General features: G+C 69.2%; 17 protein-coding genes. 7 read left to right on the top strand and 10 right to left on the bottom strand.

The genetic code is table 11. From position 1 onward, the window contains the following. Nucleotides 1–29: 29 nt before the first annotated feature. Genes ACWF7A_RS10775 through ACWF7A_RS10785 form a run of 3 tightly spaced genes read left to right on the top strand, consistent with a single transcriptional unit; the run spans nucleotide 30 to nucleotide 3,230 of the window. Nucleotides 30–905, top strand: coding sequence for an LLM class flavin-dependent oxidoreductase (locus ACWF7A_RS10775; RefSeq protein ID WP_452250238.1), 876 nt, complete (start codon nucleotides 30–32; stop codon nucleotides 903–905). A 29-nt stretch (nucleotides 906–934) separates the two neighbouring features. After that, nucleotides 935–2,110: an L-2-hydroxyglutarate oxidase gene (lhgO, locus tag ACWF7A_RS10780; protein ID WP_452250239.1), complete on the top strand. Its 1,176-nt coding sequence runs from the start codon at nucleotides 935–937 to the stop codon at nucleotides 2,108–2,110. A gap of 22 nt (nucleotides 2,111–2,132) precedes the next feature. Next, nucleotides 2,133–3,230, top strand: a complete 1,098-nt coding sequence (locus tag ACWF7A_RS10785) for a UDP-N-acetylglucosamine 2-epimerase (RefSeq protein ID WP_452250240.1) — start codon at nucleotides 2,133–2,135, stop codon at nucleotides 3,228–3,230. Nucleotides 3,231–3,299: 69 nt separating this feature from the next. Here the strand turns inward: ACWF7A_RS10785 and ACWF7A_RS10790 are convergent, their stop codons facing one another. Genes ACWF7A_RS10790 through ACWF7A_RS10815 form a run of 6 tightly spaced genes read right to left on the bottom strand, consistent with a single transcriptional unit; the run spans nucleotide 3,300 to nucleotide 8,685 of the window. Then, on the bottom strand, nucleotides 3,300–4,523 hold the full coding sequence (locus tag ACWF7A_RS10790) for an acyl-CoA reductase (RefSeq protein WP_452250241.1): 1,224 nt from the start codon (nucleotides 4,521–4,523) through the stop codon (nucleotides 3,300–3,302). After that, entirely contained in the window at nucleotides 4,520–5,578 is a 1,059-nt protein-coding gene (locus ACWF7A_RS10795; protein ID WP_452250242.1) for a LuxE/PaaK family acyltransferase, read from the bottom strand. Before ACWF7A_RS10795 ends, ACWF7A_RS10790 begins: the two co-directional genes overlap by 4 nt. Continuing rightward, nucleotides 5,575–6,996, bottom strand: coding sequence for an AMP-binding protein (locus tag ACWF7A_RS10800; protein WP_452250243.1), 1,422 nt, complete (start codon nucleotides 6,994–6,996; stop codon nucleotides 5,575–5,577). The genes ACWF7A_RS10795 and ACWF7A_RS10800 overlap by 4 nt, the downstream gene beginning before the upstream one ends. Then, nucleotides 6,993–7,721, bottom strand: coding sequence for an SDR family NAD(P)-dependent oxidoreductase (locus ACWF7A_RS10805; protein ID WP_452250244.1), 729 nt, complete (start codon nucleotides 7,719–7,721; stop codon nucleotides 6,993–6,995). Before ACWF7A_RS10805 ends, ACWF7A_RS10800 begins: the two co-directional genes overlap by 4 nt. Beyond that, on the bottom strand, nucleotides 7,714–7,953 hold the full coding sequence (locus ACWF7A_RS10810; protein ID WP_452250245.1) for an acyl carrier protein: 240 nt from the start codon (nucleotides 7,951–7,953) through the stop codon (nucleotides 7,714–7,716). The genes ACWF7A_RS10805 and ACWF7A_RS10810 overlap by 8 nt, the downstream gene beginning before the upstream one ends. 33 nt (nucleotides 7,954–7,986) lie before the next feature. Beyond that, nucleotides 7,987–8,685, bottom strand: coding sequence for a UDP-N-acetylglucosamine acyltransferase (locus tag ACWF7A_RS10815; RefSeq protein WP_452250246.1), 699 nt, complete (start codon nucleotides 8,683–8,685; stop codon nucleotides 7,987–7,989). Between the two features lie 237 nt (nucleotides 8,686–8,922). Here ACWF7A_RS10815 and ACWF7A_RS10820 point away from each other — a divergent pair, with 237 nt between their 5' ends. After that, nucleotides 8,923–10,068, top strand: coding sequence for an acyltransferase family protein (locus ACWF7A_RS10820; RefSeq protein ID WP_452250247.1), 1,146 nt, complete (start codon nucleotides 8,923–8,925; stop codon nucleotides 10,066–10,068). Here ACWF7A_RS10820 and serS read toward each other — a convergent pair. Beyond that, the gene (gene serS / locus ACWF7A_RS10825) at nucleotides 10,034–11,287 is read right to left on the bottom strand and encodes a serine--tRNA ligase (protein WP_452250248.1); all 1,254 of its coding nucleotides are present in this window, start codon (nucleotides 11,285–11,287) and stop codon (nucleotides 10,034–10,036) included. The two genes, ACWF7A_RS10820 and serS, sit on opposite strands and share 35 nt — an antisense overlap. Nucleotides 11,288–11,391: 104 nt before the next feature. Between serS and ACWF7A_RS10830 the strand changes: the two genes are divergently transcribed. Next, entirely contained in the window at nucleotides 11,392–11,556 is a 165-nt protein-coding gene (locus ACWF7A_RS10830) for a hypothetical protein (RefSeq protein WP_452250249.1), read from the top strand. 54 nt (nucleotides 11,557–11,610) lie between these two features. On the opposite strand, the gene ACWF7A_RS10835 is transcribed toward ACWF7A_RS10830, so the two are convergent. From ACWF7A_RS10835 to ACWF7A_RS10845, 3 genes are read right to left on the bottom strand one after another with little or no spacing between them, the layout of a single operon-like run. Beyond that, complete coding sequence (locus ACWF7A_RS10835) at nucleotides 11,611–12,066, bottom strand: DUF350 domain-containing protein (protein WP_382433131.1); 456 nt, start codon at nucleotides 12,064–12,066, stop codon at nucleotides 11,611–11,613. Nucleotides 12,067–12,087: 21 nt separating this feature from the next. After that, complete coding sequence (locus ACWF7A_RS10840; protein WP_452250250.1) at nucleotides 12,088–13,251, bottom strand: glutathionylspermidine synthase family protein; 1,164 nt, start codon at nucleotides 13,249–13,251, stop codon at nucleotides 12,088–12,090. A gap of 6 nt (nucleotides 13,252–13,257) precedes the next feature. After that, entirely contained in the window at nucleotides 13,258–13,923 is a 666-nt protein-coding gene (locus ACWF7A_RS10845; RefSeq protein ID WP_452250251.1) for a hypothetical protein, read from the bottom strand. Between the two features lie 193 nt (nucleotides 13,924–14,116). On the opposite strand from ACWF7A_RS10845, the gene ACWF7A_RS10850 reads away from it, so the two are divergent. Together ACWF7A_RS10850 and ACWF7A_RS10855 are read left to right on the top strand one after the other, a co-directional pair. Beyond that, complete coding sequence (locus tag ACWF7A_RS10850) at nucleotides 14,117–15,136, top strand: septum formation family protein (RefSeq protein ID WP_452250252.1); 1,020 nt, start codon at nucleotides 14,117–14,119, stop codon at nucleotides 15,134–15,136. Beyond that, entirely contained in the window at nucleotides 15,133–15,483 is a 351-nt protein-coding gene (locus ACWF7A_RS10855) for a metallopeptidase family protein (RefSeq protein ID WP_452250253.1), read from the top strand. Before ACWF7A_RS10850 ends, ACWF7A_RS10855 begins: the two co-directional genes overlap by 4 nt. Nucleotides 15,484–15,501: the final 18 nt, after the last annotated feature.

Raw genomic sequence — 15,501 nt, forward strand, 5'->3', positions numbered from 1 at the left:
GAAGCTGAACAGCTCGTTACCGTACGAGCGTGCGCGTAGGAATCGTCATTCTCCCGGAACACCGCTGGTGGATCGCCGAACCGAAGTGGCGTGCCGCCGACGAGTACGGGTTCCACCACGCCTGGACCTACGACCACCTGGGCTGGCGGACACTCGTGGACGGCCCCTGGTTCGGTGCGGTCCCGACGCTCACAGCGGCCGCGATGGTGACCTCGCGCATCAGGCTCGGGACGTTCGTGGCGAACCCGAACTACCGCCACCCGGTGCCGTTCGCGCGGGAGCTGCTGACGCTCGACGACGTGTCCGACGGACGGTTCACGCTCGGCGTCGGCGCAGGTGGGGCGGGGTACGACACCACGGTGATGGGCGACAAGGCGCCGTTGCCGCGCGACCGGACGGCCCGGTTCGGCGAGTTCGTCGAGCTGCTCGACCAGCTGCTGGTCAAGGACCGCACGTCGTGGCAGGGCGAGTTCTACGCAGCGGAGGAGGCCCGCAGCGCGCCGGGCTGCGTGCAGCGGCCGCGGGTGCCGTTCGTGGTGGCGGCGAACGGGCCGAAGGCGATGCGGATCGCCGCCCGGTTCGGCCAGGGATGGGTCACCACCGGGCCGCCGACCGAGGACCTCGACGCGTGGTGGCGCGGGGTCGCCGAGATGTCCGAGCAGTTCACCGAGACGTTGGTCACGCAGGACCGTCCCGGCCGGGTCGCGAGGCACCTGAACCTCGACTCGGCGCCGAGGTACTCGCTGTCGAGCTCCGCGTACTTCACCGACGCCGTGGGCAGGGCCACCGAGCTGGGCTTCACCGACGTGGTCGTGCACTGGCCCCGGCACGACGGCATCTACGCGGGCAGCGAGTCGGTGGTCGAGGAGATCGCTGCGGACGTGCTGCCCACGCTGGGCCACTGAGGCGGTTCCAGCAGGTAGATTCCGCAGCCGTGGCGCAGGTCGTGGTGGTGGGTGGCGGAATCGTCGGACTCGCGGTGGCGCGGGAGCTCGCGGCGCGCGGCGACGGGGTGACGGTCCTCGAGAAGGAACGGCGCTGGGGCGCGCACCAGACCGGGCACAACAGCAACGTCGTGCACGCCGGCCTCTACTACAAGCCCGGTTCGCTCAAGGCCAGGATGTCGGTCGCCGGCAACGCGTCGATGATCGCGTTCGCACGCGAGCACGGCGTGCCCCACGAGGTGTGCGGCAAGCTCGTCGTGGCGACCTCCCCCGACGAACTGCCCCGCCTGAACGACCTCGCGGCGCGGGCAGAGGCGAACGGAGTGCCCGCGAAGCTGATCTCGGCGAGCGAGGCGCGGGAGTACGAGCCCCACGTGTCGTGCGTGGCGGCGTTGCGCGTCGAGTCGACCGGGATCATCGACTTCCCCGCGGTGTGCGAGGCGCTGGTGCGCGAGCTCGACGGCCACGACCTGCGGCTGCAGTCCCCCGCGGTCGCGATCCGGTCCGCGGCGAACGGCGTCGAGGTGCTCACGCCGCAGGGTGTGGTGCGGGCGGACGCGCTGGTGAACTGCGCGGGCCTGCAGAGCGACCGGGTGGCGCGGCTGGCCGGCCTCTCCCCCAAAGCGACCATCGTGCCGTTCCGCGGTGAGTACTACGAGCTGACGCGCACCGACCTGGTGCGCGGCCTCATCTACCCCGTGCCCGACCCGACGCTGCCGTTCCTCGGCGTGCACCTGACCCGGATGCTCGACGGCAGTGTCCACGCGGGACCGAACGCCGTGCTGGCGTTGCGGCGCGAGGGGTACCGGTGGCGGGACTTCTCGTTCGGCGACGTGGCGGACGTCGTGAAGTTCCCCGGCACCTGGAAGCTCGCGCGCAAGTACGCGAAGACCGGTGTGGACGAGGTGCTGAGGTCGTTGTCGCGCGCCCGGTTCGCGGCGTCGCTGGCGCGGCTCGTGCCCGAGGTGACCGAGGCGGACATCGTGCGCGCGGAGGCCGGCGTGCGCGCGCAGGCGATGCTCCCGGACGGCTCTCTCGTCGACGACTTCCTCATCGAGAGCGCACCTCGGCAGGTCCACGTGCTCAATGCGCCATCACCTGCCGCGACGGGATCGCTGGAGATCGGGAAGCACGTCGCGGACCTGACGCGGTCAATGATCGAGTAACGCCCCCGGTATCCTCGGCCGGGTGATTTCCTTCATCCTCGGCACCACCGCGGAGCTGATCAAGATCGCGCCCGTGTTCCACGCGATCTCCGAGCGCGGGACCAAGCCGCAGATCTGGTTCACCGCGCAGCACGTCGACCACGTCGAGGAGACGCTGGCCGACCTGCAGCTGCCAGAGCCCAGCGTCTGGCTGGTGCCGAAGGACCAGGCCAAGCACATCGAACGGCCGGCCCAGGTGCCCGGCTGGGCGGCGACGGTCATGCGCAACGCGTGGAGCCGCCGCCACGAGCTCAAGGCGATCCTGAAGGACGACGGCCGCCCGCCGCTCGTGCTGGTGCACGGTGACACGTTCACCACCCCCTACGGCGCGTTCATCGGCAAGCGGATCCTGCGTTCGCGCGTCGGCCACATCGAGGCCGGTGCCCGCTCGGGCAGCCTGCTCTCGCCGTTGCCGGAGGAGCTGAACCGCAAGCTGGCGGCCAAGATCGTCGACCTGCACTTCGCCCCCACGGCCAAGGAGGTCAACAACCTCCGCAACGCTCGTGGCGCGGTCATCGACACCGGCGCGAACACGGCGATCGACGCGATGCGTCTCGCCATCGACGCCGAGCCGACGTTCGACCTGCCGGAGGAGTTCGGCCTCGCGACGCTGCACCGCTTCGAACTGGTGTCCCGCAAGGACAAGTACACCGAGGCGCTGGAGCTGCTGAAGAAGGCGTCGGAGAAGATGCCGATCCTGTACCTGGCGGGCCCGCCGGAGCAGGAGCGCATCCGCCAGTACGGCCTCGGCCACCTCTTCGACGGCGAACGCCTCATCATCAAGCCGAAGCTGCGCTACCTCGCGTTCCTGCCGATCATGGCGCGTGCGAAGTTCGTGGTCACCGACTCCGGTGGTCTGCAGGCCGAGTGCAACTACCTCGGTGTGCCGTGCGCGATCCACCGCGAGCGGACCGAGGACAACCACGGCGGCAACACGACGCTGCTGCTGACCGGCATGGACGGCGGCAAGCTGCGGGGCTTCCTGGAGAACTACGAGTCGTACCGTCGTCCGTCCAAGATGGACGACTTCCACCCGAGCAAGATCGTGGTGGACACCCTGTCGAACATGGGTTTCTGCTGATCCCGCACTGACGCGAAAGGGGGCCCCGCCTGTCGGCGAGGCCCCCTTTCCGTTGTCCTGGAAGGCTTTCTAGGCCTTGACCGTGACGAGCCTGCTGAACTCGGCCAGCAGGTCGAACCCGTCCCAGTGCTCGGAGAACGCGAGCGCCGAGCCGAACGGCACGATCCTGTCGATGCCGCGACCCGCGAGGTCGTGCGCGAGCTGCTCCAGCTCCTCCTGGGAGAAACCGAACGCCGACAACGTCTGGTCCTTGCGCTGCACCATGTCCACGAGCTCGGAGAGCGACGACAGGGTGGCGAGCGGGAACGTGCCGACGCCCAGCCACTCGCGCGGAACGTCCTGCGGCGCGGTCAGTTCCAGCGTGGCGACCGCGTTGCCGTCGAAGCGGATCGACGTCGCGTGACCGTCCGCGGCCACGCCGTACGCCGACACCCTCTTCTGCACGGCCATCGCCGGCTCCACCACGAGCTCCTTCGCCGCGATCACGTCCGCGAGCAGGCCGCGGAACTCCTCACGACCGGCCTGCGCTCCGGCGGTGTCGCCGACCCAGAAGATCGCGCGCGGGGACGAGCACGCGGCCTGGTCGAACCAGTACGAGTCGTTGTAGAAGCCGACGGCGACGTCCCTGCGCTGCTCCGGCGTCGCCTTCTCCCAGCCCGCCACGGAGATCGCCGCGAACGAGGCCCGGTCGGGGAACGTGACGTCGCGGGCGTGCGGTGCCAGCGGCATCCTGCGCACCTCGGTCACCGCGCGGTCGCCGCCCCAGATGACCCGCAGGTCGCAGGCGGCGGAGAGGGCCGCGGTGATCTTGTCGTCGCGGTCGTAGGTGACCATGACCTGCGTCTGGGCGACCACCGGGTGGGCTTCTTCGAGGGCCGCGTTCAGCGCCTCCACCACGGCCTCGGCCGCGCCGGCCGAGCGCGGGGAGATGCGGACCACGTTGCGGTTCCCGGCGAGAGCCGACAGCGCCCAGGAGTAGACGAAGATCGTGTCGACGTTCGCCGGCGGCACGTGGAACACCAGACCGCGCGGGAACCTCATGACACCCGGCGGGGTCTCCACCGCGCGCAGGACCTTGGCGATCTCGCCCTTGCGCAGGAAGAACCCCAGCGAGGCCAGTTCCGGGTAGCGGCGCGCCATCTTCGGCGCCAGCAGCTTGCGGGCCAGGATGCGGAGGAAGTCGATGATCCGTTCGTCGCCCACCTTCAGGCGACCGCCTTCCGGTTCCTGGGCCAGGTCGGCGAGCAGCGAGTCGACGTCGGTGTCCGGGCCTGCCGGGAAACGGCGCTTCATGACGCAACAGCTCCAGAGAAGGTGTCCGAGCAACCGCGGGCCTCGGCGCGCGGCAGCCTGCCCAGTACGGAGAACCGCTTGCCCGGCCAGTCGCCGTCGTCGATGCCGTGCACGACACCCAGGTCCTCGGTCAGCAGGACGTGGCCGGGGTAGCTGCGCGGCAGCGTGCTGATGACCTCGATGACACCGGGCTCGCCGACGGGCTGCTCCTCCCAGGTGTCCGGGTTGCGGATGATGACGTCCGCGAACTCCGGGCAGTACAACGAGTTCCCGGACGGGCCCTCCAGGTAGACCGTGCCGATCTGCTCGATCATCCCGTAGTAGTTGTGGATCTTCGTGAGACCGGTGTCCTCGGCGAAGCGGCGGCGGAACTCGGCGTTGTCGACCGCGATGTCGATCAGCTTCTTCCAGCCACCGGAGTGGATCAGGATGCCGTTGGACAGGTCGAGCTCGTGCTCACGCGCGACCTCGTAGAGGTACTGCCACACCATGAAGGTGAAGCCGAAGATCAGGAACGGCTCGCTGCCGTGCTTCTCCAGGAAGCCCTTCACGGCCTCGACGTCCGGCTGGTCGTTCTCGTCGAGCGCGTAGACGTGCGCACGGCCGAAGTTCGCCATACCGAGCACACCCGCGCCTCGGGCCGAGAACGAGCGGCGGTTCTTGATGATGCTGATCGTGTCGACCATCAGCATCGGCAGCCGCTTGCCGCCGAGCACCTCGCGCAGGGTCGCGCCGAGCATGCGCGGCTGGACCGCGGCGGCGTCCTTGTCGAGGTAGATGCGGGACGGGTCGCCGGTCGTCCCGGACGAGGTGAGGACCTTGAAGACCTCGTCGTCCGGGACGCTCTTCAGCTCGTGGGTCTTGAACATCCGCACGGGCAACCACGGCAGCTCGGCCAGGGAGTCGAACTGCCGGCCGGACTCGATGCCGAGCGACGACAGGATCCGGTCGTACTGAACGGAGTGCGCGCGGTGGTGCTCGGTCAGCTCGGTGAGCTCGGTCAGCAGCGCGGCCTCGCGTTCGACCTGGCTGCGACCGAAGACGCTCTCGCTCATGCCTGTGCCTCCAGGGACCGGTAGTCGATCTTGCCGCTGGGCAGCAGCGGGAACCCGTCGCTCGGGCGCACGTCGAAGCCCGTCACGTGCAGGTGCAGGGTCTCCGACAGCAGCTTCGCGGCGGTCTTGCAGGTGGCCTTGTCCGCGCCGTCGAGCCAGACGACGACCTTGTCGCCGGCGGGCACCGCGGCGGCGGGTCCGTGCGCCTTCACGATCTGTTCCAGGTCGTCGAGGCTGACCCGGTTGCCGAAGACCTTGCCGATGCGCTTGATCCGGCCGGTGACGAAGAGGTAGCCGTCGGCGTCGAGGTGGCCCAGGTCGCCGGTGACGAGCTCGCCACCCGTGACGTCGCCCAGCGCCAGCTCGGCCTCGGACTCGGCGTAACCCATCATCACGTTCGGGCCGCGGTAGACGACCTCGCCGGTGACGCCGGGCTCGGTGATCTCGGTGCCGTCCTCGGCGCGGATCGCGAACGTCCCGCCCGGCAGCGCGGGCCCGACCGAGCCGAGCTTCTCGGTGAGCCGCTCGCTCGGCAGCGTCGACATGCGCGGGCCCGCCTCGGTCTGCCCGTACATGACGAACATCCGGCCGCCGGCCTCGGTCATCTTCGTGTGGAACTCGCTGATCAGCTCCGGGCGCAGCTTGCCGCCGGCCTGGGTCAGCGTGCGCAGCGCCGGGTACTTGGCCGGGTCGAACCGCAGCCGCCGCAGCATCTCGTAGTGGTACGGCACGCCCGCGAGCGACGTGATGCCGTAGCGCTCGACGGCGTCCCAGAAGCCGCGGCCGACCACGCCGGAGTTCTCCAGCACGACCGTCGCGCCGCGGACCAGGTGGCTGTTCAGCACGGACATGCCGTAGCTGTAGTGCAGGGGCAGGCTCGTCGGCGCGACCTCGTCCTCGTCGATGCCGAGCACCTCGGCGATCGCCTCGGCGTTGGCCGAGATGGCCTGCCGGGAGAGCCGGACGAACTTGGGGTTGCCGGTGGAGCCGCTGGTGGGCAGCAGAACGGCCAGGTCGGGGTGGGGAACCACGCCCTCGCTGTCCTCGCGCACCCAGTCGGCACCGTGGCCCGGCTGCGGGTCGCCTTCGCTCAGCACGGCGGCCGAGCGGTAGCCGGTCAGCGGCTCGCCCTCACCCGCACCGAGCACGGCGGCCGGGCGGAGCCGGGCGACCAGGCCCTCCAGCACCTCGCGGTCCTGGGCGGGGTCGAGCAGCGCGACCGCGCGTCCCGCCTCCAGCGCGCCGAGATAGCCGATGACGCCGGCGACGTCGGGCGAGATGCGCGCGAACAGCACACCGGGCGGCAGCTCGGCGAACGCCTTGGCCTGCTTCGCGACCCGTTCCCGCAGGTCGTTGCCTGCGATGAGCTCGCCGGTGACGGCGTCGCGCAACCGGGCTCCCGCGTGCACCAGCATCACAGCACCAGTCCTCCGTCGATCCCGAGCACCTGCCCGGTCACGAACGACGCGTCGTCACCCGCCAGGAACGTGATCACCTTCGCGACCTCGTCGGCGGTGCCGATCCGGCGCAGCGCGGTGTTCTCCTTGACGCGCTCCAGCACCTCGTCGGACTGCTCGGCGATGAGGTCGGTCGCGATCACGCCGGGCGCCACCGCGTTGACCCGGATGCCGCTGCGCCCGAGCTCCTTGGCCGCGGACTTCGCGAACGCGCTGAGCGCGGCCTTCGAGGCGGCGTAGACGGCCTGGCCGGCGTTGCCCTCCTCGCCCACGATCGAGCCGAGCAGCACGATCGAACCGCTGCGCTTGCGCATCATGGCGCGCGCTGCGGCTTGGACGGTGACGATGGTGCCGGCGACGTTCGTGCTGAACGTCGTGGCGATGTGGTCGTCGGTGAGCATGCCGATGAGGCCGCCCTCCAGCACCCCGGCGCTGGCGACGAGCACGTCGATGCGCCCGTGCTCCTTGGCGACCGTCTTGAAGACGTCTTTCACCGCGGCAGAGTCGGTGACGTCGAGCGCCACCCCCTGCGCACCGATCTCCTCGGCGCGCACAGCGGCGGTCTCGGCGTCGCGGCCGGTCAGCACCACCGTGGCACCGGCCTCGCTCAGGGCGCGAGCCGTGGCGAAGCCGATACCGCGGGTGCCGCCGGTGACGACAGCGACCTTGCCGGTGAAGTCACTCACTGATGCCGAAGCCCTTGAGCATGTCGAGGGACACCTTGAAGCTGCTCATGTCGATGACCTGCTCGGTCTCGAACTGCACGTCGAACTCGTCCTCGATGGCCGCGACCAGCGCCATGTGGCCGACCGAGTCCCACTCCTCGATGTCGCGGTACTTGAGGTTCTCGACATCCACGTCGTCGTCCAGCTGCAGAGCTTCCACGAAGACACCGCGAAGACGGTCGTTCAGCGACATGTTCTCTCTCTCGGATCGGTGCTGGGCCGGGAATCAGTGCTGGTCTGAGCGCTCGTTCCACGCCTTGAGCAGCGTGGCGAGCTCCTCGGGCAGGCCGGCCGGAACGTCGGCGTCCTTCCCCGTGAGGAAACCCGTGAGCGCCGCGATCAATTCCTCGGTGCAGCCGCGGCGCTGCAGGCCGATGACGTTGACGCCGGTCGTGCGGGCCGGGTTGCCCAGCGTGATGGTGAACGCACCGACCTCCTTGCGGATGGCGGAGCCGAGCCCGACCATCGCGCCGGGGCCGATCTGGACGCCCTGGTGCACCACGGTGCCGAGCCCGATGTTCGCGCCGGACCACACGTGGCAGTGACCCGCGATCTGCACGGCGCTGGTGATGACCGCGCCGTTGTCGACCACGCAGTCGTGCGCGATGTGCGCACGGCCCATCACGTAGTTGTCGTTGCCGATCCGGGTGGCGTCCGAGACGCCCTGGTTGATCGTGACGAACTCGCGGATGCGGTTCCGGTCCCCGATCACGACCCCGGGCCCCTCGACCTCGCCGTCCCAGCCGGCGACGTGCGGCGCGCTGAGGTACTCCGCGGGCCCGCCGATGCTGACGTGCGGCCCGATGAAGTTGCCGTCGCCGATGCGGCACGGCCCGGCGATCACCGTGTACGGCCCGACGACGTTGTCGTCGCCGAACTCGACTTCCGCGCCGATGATCGCGGTCTCGTGAATGCGGTTCGCCACCTGGTCCGTTCCTGCCCGTCGGGTGCTGGTGTAACCCACGCCACCTGCGGATTCGCCGGACGGGGCCGGGTAGCAACCTTACCGGACCTCGCGGTTGGCCCGTCTGGGACGTCAGCGGCCTCACTCGGGGGCGCGAGGTGGTCGCAGCCGCGCCCGGCCGATCGAGAGATCAACATCCGATTGATGCACAATCACCCGATCCAGCGATAGACCCCTGTATCAATGGGAGTACACGGCATGCGGACGGTCACGCACGGCGAGTACCTGGCGATGAAGCGGTTCCCCGCTCTCGACGGGATGCGCGCTCTCGCCGCGGTGATGGTCGTGTTCTTCCACTTCGCCGGACCGAACTGGTCGCGGATCAACGGCTGGATCGGCGTGCACCTGTTCTTCGTGCTGTCCGGCTACCTGATCACCACACTGGCGTTGCGGGAGGAAGCCCGCGACGGCCGCATCTCGCTGCGCGACTTCTACGTGCGCCGGGCGTTCCGGATCCTGCCGGTCTACTACGTCTGCCTCGCGATCGTCGTGGCGTTCATGTGGCTGCGCGGCGAGTACGTGGCGAGCGGACTGCCCGCACAGCTGCCGCACTACCTGACGTTCACCAACGAGTACGCGGAGCCGGGCAAGATCTTCGGGCAGTCGTGGACGCTCGGCGTCGAGCAGAAGTTCTACCTGGTCTGGCCGGTGCTGATGTTCGCGTTCGGCGCCTTCACGCTCAAGCGGCGCCTACCGATGACGATCGGCCTGCTGGTGCTGGGCGCCTACCTGCACTTCACCGGGCCCGCGGCGCTCTCGGCCGGTGCCTACTACATGATCGTCGCGGGCTGCCTGCTCGCGTTCCTGCTGCACAACCCCAGGACGTTCGCGCTGCTGCGCCCGCTCACGCACCCGCTCGTCGCGATCCCCGCGCTGGTGGCCGCGGTCCTCGTCCAGACGAACATCGGCGAGATCGACGACGCGGTCGGCGGGACCGGCGGCCTGGTGCCGGTGAGCCTCTACGGCGTGACCATCGGCCTGCTCGTGCTCTCCACGCTCAGCGGCGGGCCCGTGCGGTGGGTGCTGTCGGTGCGGCCGATGGCGTTCGTGGGCGAGCGGTCGTACTCGCTCTACCTGATCCAGGAGATCGCGTGCTTCGCGGTGATCTACACGCTCCCGCCGTTCAGCACGGCCAGGTTCGGGACGGCTGTCCTGGTCACGCTGGTGGGGCTGGTCATGGCGGACCTGCTCTACCGGTGGGTGGAGCTGCCGATGATCGACCAGGGCCGCAAGCTCATCAAGAAGCTGAACGAGCGGAAGGCCGCTCGGGCCGCCGCCGACGTTCCGGAGCGGCAGCCCGAGCTCGCGACTACCTCGGCTCGAGGACTTCCAGGCCGCCCATGAACGGCCGCATCGCCACCGGGACGGTGACCGAGCCGTCGGCGTTCTGGTGGTTCTCCAGGATCGCGACGATCCAGCGCGTCGTCGCCAGCGTGCCGTTGAGCGTGGCGGCGATCTGCGACTTGCCGTTCTCGTCGCGGTAGCGGACGTTCAGGCGGCGGGCCTGGAACGTCGTGCAGTTCGACGTCGACGTCAGCTCGCGGTACTTCTGCTGCGTCGGCACCCAGGCCTCGCAGTCGAACTTGCGGTGCGCCGACGTGCCGAGGTCGCCCGTCGCCGTGTCGATGACGCGGTAGGGCACCTCGATCTTGGCGAGCATCTCCTCTTCCCAGCCGAGCAGCCGGGCGTGCTCCGCCTCGGCGTCCTCGGGCTTGACGTAGGAGAACATCTCGACCTTGTTGAACTGGTGCACGCGGATGATGCCGCGGGTGTCCTTGCCGTACGACCCGGCCTCGCGGCGGTAGCAGGACGACCAGCCCGCGTAGCGGCGTTCGCCGTCGATGATCTCGTCGGCGTGGTAGCCGGCGAGCGGCACCTCCGACGTGCCCACGAGGTACAGGTCGTCGGCCGGGAGGTGGTAGATCTCGCTCGAGTGCGCGCCGAGGAAGCCGGTGCCCGCCATGATCTCCGGCCGCACCAGGGTGGGCGTGATCATGAGCTCGAAGCCGTTGGCCGTGGCCTGCGCCGCCGCCATGTTGAGCAGCGCGAGCTCCAGCTGCGCGCCGACGCCCTTGAGGAAGTAGAACCGCGAGCCGCCGACCTTGGCGCCGCGCTCCATGTCGATCGCGCCGAGCCTCGTGCCCAGGTCGAGGTGGTCGACGGGCTCGAAGTCGAACTCGCGCGGCTCACCGACCGTCTTGACGACCACGAAGTCGTCCTCGCCGCCGACCGGCGCGTCCGGGTGCACCAGGTTCGGGATCTTGGCCAGGAGCTCGTTGACCTCCTCGACCGTGGCGTTCTGCTCGGCCTCGGCGGCCTTGACCTCTCCGGCCAGGTCCTTCGCCTTGGTGAGCAGGGCGGCGCGCTCGTCGCCCTTGGCCTTGCCGACCTCCTTGCCGAGCACCTTCTGCTCGGCGCGCAGGGTGTCGGCGCGGGAGATGGCGGAACGCCTGCGCTCGTCGGCGGACAGCAGGCTGTCGACGACGCCCTCGTCCTCGCCACGGGCACGCTGCGACGCGCGCACGATCTCCGGGTTCTCGCGCAACACCTTGAGGTCAATCACCTGGAAAAGGGTAGTCCCCGCCTCGCGGCCACTTCATCCGGATATCTGCCGGGGCCGTTCAACGGGTGGCGGGCGGGTGGCGTTGAAAGCGCAGGGGGTGCCAGATGACGAACAAGATCCCGCCCGGCTTCGACGAAGAGAGGTTCCACCGGGAGGCCACGCGGAGGCCGCACGCGGGTGTGGCCTTCGTCGGCAGCCTCCTGGCCGCCCTGCTGGGGCTCCCCCAGGAGACGGCCAGGCTGCACGACCGGACACGTCGCGAGGGGTGACAAAGCGAAGGGACCCGGCGCCTCGAGCACCGGGTCCCTTCGAAGACGTACGACCTAGTAGATCGCGAACGCCACCACGAGGCCGAGGGCGACGTGCGCCGCCGCGACGACGACGGAGGCCGGCGCGAACTTGTCCGACTCGATGATCGAGCCGATGTCCAGGCGGGTCACCCACTCCAGCAGCCGCACGGCCGCGACCTGCACGATGATGCCGACGATGCCGTAGATCAGCGACGTGAGCAGGCCCTCGTCGAGCTTGCCGACCGCGCTCAGGATCGCGACGACGACGATGAACGCCATCGACACGAGGCCGGAGGCGGTGACGATCACGGCGTTCGGGGCACCGTTGCGGACGAGGATCGACAGCTTGCCCGGCGTCGTCCAGTCGATCGCGTAGAAGCCGAACACCATGAGGACCAGACCGACGACGGCGTACAGCGCGATCGCGCCGATGCCCCGGCCGATGGCCGAGCCGAAGCCGGGGTCCAACGCGAGCGTCGTGTAGTCCATTTCCCGTTCCCTTTCGGAGTCTTACTCAACAATTCGATGCGGCACGAACGCCGCGCCATCGTCGGTCACCAGACCGACCGTTTCCCGGATGCCGAGGCCCGCCGACGTGTCGCCGACGACCCAGGCACCCAACGCGGGGCGGTAGCCGTCGAACTCCGGAAGCGGATCGAACAGCTGGTACACGAAGCCTTCTTTGCCGTACACGCCACCGGTCTGCGTCTCGTAACCGGGAGCGACGATCTGGATGTTCGACCCCTCGCGGCCGAGCAGCGGCTTGCGCACGTACTCGGTGAGCATGCCGGGGTCGTTCAGGTAAGCCGGGAGCAGGTTGGGGTGGCCCGGGTACATCTCCCACAGGATCGCGAGCAGCGCCTTGTTGGAGAGCAGCATCTTCCACAGCGGCTCGACCCAGAGCGTGCCGGGCAGCGACTCGACGGCGTGGCGGCCGAACTGCTCCTCGACCACCCACTCCCACGGGTACAGCTTGAAGACCGTGCCCATCGGCGACTCTTCGAGGTCGACGAACCGGTTGAGCAGCGTGTCCCAGCCGACCTCCTCGATCGCGAGGCCCACGGTGTTCAGGCCCGCCTCGGCGGCCGTCTCCTGCAGGCAGGCGATCGTGAGGTGGTCCTCGCCGGACGGGTCGGCGCCCGACCAGGTGAAGTGCAGCTCGCCGGAGGGCAGCTTGGCGCCGATCTCCGTCCACCGCTCGACCAGGCGCTCGTGCAGCGAGTTCCACTGGTCGCCGTCCGGGAAGACGTCTTCCTTCCAGTACCACTGGATGTACGCGGCCTCGAGCAGCGACGTCGGGGTGTCGGCGTTGTACTCGAGCATCTTCGCCGGGCCCGAACCGTCGTAGCGCAGGTCGAAGCGCCCGTAGACGTGCGGGTCGCGGCGGCGCCACGACTCGGCGATGTGCGGCCACACCCACTCGGGGATGCCGAAGTCGCGGTACCGCTCGGTCAGCACCACGTTGTCGACCGCGTCGAGGCACATGGAGTGGAGCAGTTCGACATCGGCTTCGAGCGAGAGGATGTCGCTCATCTCGAAGACGTAGTGCACCGACTCGTCCCAGTACGGACGGTCGGTGCCGTTCGCGTACTTCGCGGGCAGGCCGAACACCAACCCCTGGTCAGAGACCGTCCGCTGCCAGTTCGGCCGCGGCTGTGAGGTTTCACGACGCAAGTGTGCTCAGCCTCCGCTGCTGGAGGAGCCGCTGCTGACGCCGAAGCCGCCGCGCTGGACCGACGTGCCCGACTTCGTCGTGACGTTCGCGCCCTTCGGGACGGTGTAGCTGCCACCGACCGCCTTCTGGCCGACCGAGCCCGTGCCGCCGTAGTTGTAGCGGTACGAGGTGCCACCGATGTAGATGAAGCCACCGCTCGTGTACCCACCGTGACTGCGGTAGTACGACTCGTCGCAGTAGTCGTCGTCGACGATCACGTTGTTCGAGTCGGTGCACTGCGCGGTGACGTTCTTCGGGCTGGCGGCCGCGTACCAGATCGCGACCAGCGCGATCACGCCGACGGTGACGCCACCGCCGATGAGCAGGCGCTTGCGCGTCTTGCGCTTCTTCTCGAACGCGGCGGACTCGGCGGCGAACCGCTCCTGCTGCGCCTTCAGCGCGGCGGCACGAGCGCGTTGCTCGGCGACCGTGGCCTGGCGCGGTTTGGTCACGCCTGCCTGTTGCTGGCGCACCTTGCCCTTGGCAGGGGGCTGGTTCGGGCCGGACTGCTGCGGCGCAGGCTGGTACGCCGGCGGCTGCTGGCCGGGCTGTTGCGGCTGGCCGGGCTGTCCCGACGGCGGCCCAGGCTGGGGCGTCGGCTGGCCAGGTCCTGGCAGGTTGTTGTCAGTCATCACCACTCCCGCGGGCAAGGTACCTAGCGAGACAGCTGAAACATGGCCAATTCAGGGACGAGTGTCCTAATAGCAACACTCAACCCCAACCCGGCGCACAGCCGCCTCACACGGCACGGGCATCATGGATGAGATGTCTCCGAGCGCCGGTTGGTTGAGTCGATCCGGTCACATCCGCGACACGCGGCTTGTGATGGCCGGCGCTTTCGTGGGCGCTTTCGGCCTGTTGATGTTGTCCGCGTTCACGTCTGTGCTGGCAGGAGGCCCGCTCAGCACGAAGCGGGAGCTCGTCAACGCCGCGTACCAGGCTGTCGCGGGCGAATGCCTCAACTGGGAGAAACCCGACCTCTCCGACGCTCAGAAGGTCGACTGCACCGCCGCGCACAAGTTCGAGGTCACCGGAACGGCCGACATCACGGGCGCGTACCCGAAGGAAGCGCCGTTCCCGAACGCCGAGGCCTGGGAGAAGATCGCCCAGGAGAACTGCGCGCAGGCCTCGACCACCTACATGGCGGGCAAGCTCGACCCCAAGGGCAAGTACGGCGTCGGCACCCTGAACCCGGACCAGAACCGCTGGTCGAGCGGCTACCGGCAGCTCAGGTGCGGTCTGCAGGTCACGGCTCCGTCCGGCGCGCCGCTGCCGTCGTTCGGCAGCGCGAAGACCCAGGACCAGTCCGCCGTCTACGACCCGGGCGTCTGCGTCGCGCTGGCCGAGAACAACACGGTGGGTGACCCGATCGAGTGCGCGAAGCCGCACGCGTTCGAGATCGTCGGCGTCGTGCAACACGCCGAGGGCCCGTTCGTGGCGCTGGAGGCGCAGGACAAGGTGATGTCGGAGAAGTGCGCGGCCATCGCCGCCGAGTACACCGGCGGCGCCGACCTGAAGGCCAAGAACCTGCTGGTCACGTGGGACACGCGCGCCGAGGAGAGCTGGGCCGTCGGCTCCCGCAAGGCCAACTGCAAGATCGGCGCCGTCCCCCAGGGCAACAACCTGGTGGCGTGGGAGGGCTCGGTCCGCAACCCGAACGGCGCGCCGCTGACCACCGCGAACCCGCCTCAGACCACCTCGGTCAGGGCCCAGGACGAACCGACGGGCGCCCCGCTGCACTCCGAGTCGGGCAAGCCGCCGTCGGAGTCCGGCAAGCCCTCGGAGTCCGACAAGCCCGACAAGCCGTCGTCCAGCGCACCCACCACGACCACCGAGAACCGATGACCGTCGAGATGACCAGGGCTCGTTTCGACGAGCTGGTCGAAGAGGCGCTCGACCTGGTCCCGCCGGACTTCATGCACGCGATGAACAACGTCGTGGTGCTGGTCGAGGACCGCAACCCCGACGAGCCGTCCCTGCTCGGGCTCTACCAGGGCATCGCGCTGACCGAGCGCAGCTCCGACTACGGGGGCTCGCTGCCCGACCACATCTTCATCTACCGCGAGGCGATCCTCGACATCTGCCACACCGAGGAGGACGTGGTGGAGGAGGTCATCATCACCGTGGTGCACGAGATCGCGCACCACTTCGGGGTGGACGACGCACGGCTGCACGAGCTGGGCTGGGGCTAGCCTGCCTCCCCCGTGCGG

The sequence above is a fragment of the Lentzea sp. NPDC055074 genome, assembly GCF_053608005.1.

Coding starts and splice junctions, on each gene's coding strand:
- ACWF7A_RS10830 (WP_452250249.1), top strand. CDS start 11,392: ATGACGAACAAGATCCCGCCCGGCTTCGACGAAGAGAGGTTCCACCGG.
- ACWF7A_RS10810 (WP_452250245.1), bottom strand. CDS start 7,953: ATGTCGCTGAACGACCGTCTTCGCGGTGTCTTCGTGGAAGCTCTGCAG.
- ACWF7A_RS10835 (WP_382433131.1), bottom strand. CDS start 12,066: ATGGACTACACGACGCTCGCGTTGGACCCCGGCTTCGGCTCGGCCATC.
- ACWF7A_RS10855 (WP_452250253.1), top strand. CDS start 15,133: ATGACCGTCGAGATGACCAGGGCTCGTTTCGACGAGCTGGTCGAAGAG.
- ACWF7A_RS10790 (WP_452250241.1), bottom strand. CDS start 4,523: ATGAAGCGCCGTTTCCCGGCAGGCCCGGACACCGACGTCGACTCGCTG.
- ACWF7A_RS10850 (WP_452250252.1), top strand. CDS start 14,117: ATGGCCGGCGCTTTCGTGGGCGCTTTCGGCCTGTTGATGTTGTCCGCG.
- ACWF7A_RS10820 (WP_452250247.1), top strand. CDS start 8,923: ATGCGGACGGTCACGCACGGCGAGTACCTGGCGATGAAGCGGTTCCCC.
- ACWF7A_RS10795 (WP_452250242.1), bottom strand. CDS start 5,578: ATGAGCGAGAGCGTCTTCGGTCGCAGCCAGGTCGAACGCGAGGCCGCG.
- ACWF7A_RS10845 (WP_452250251.1), bottom strand. CDS start 13,923: ATGACTGACAACAACCTGCCAGGACCTGGCCAGCCGACGCCCCAGCCT.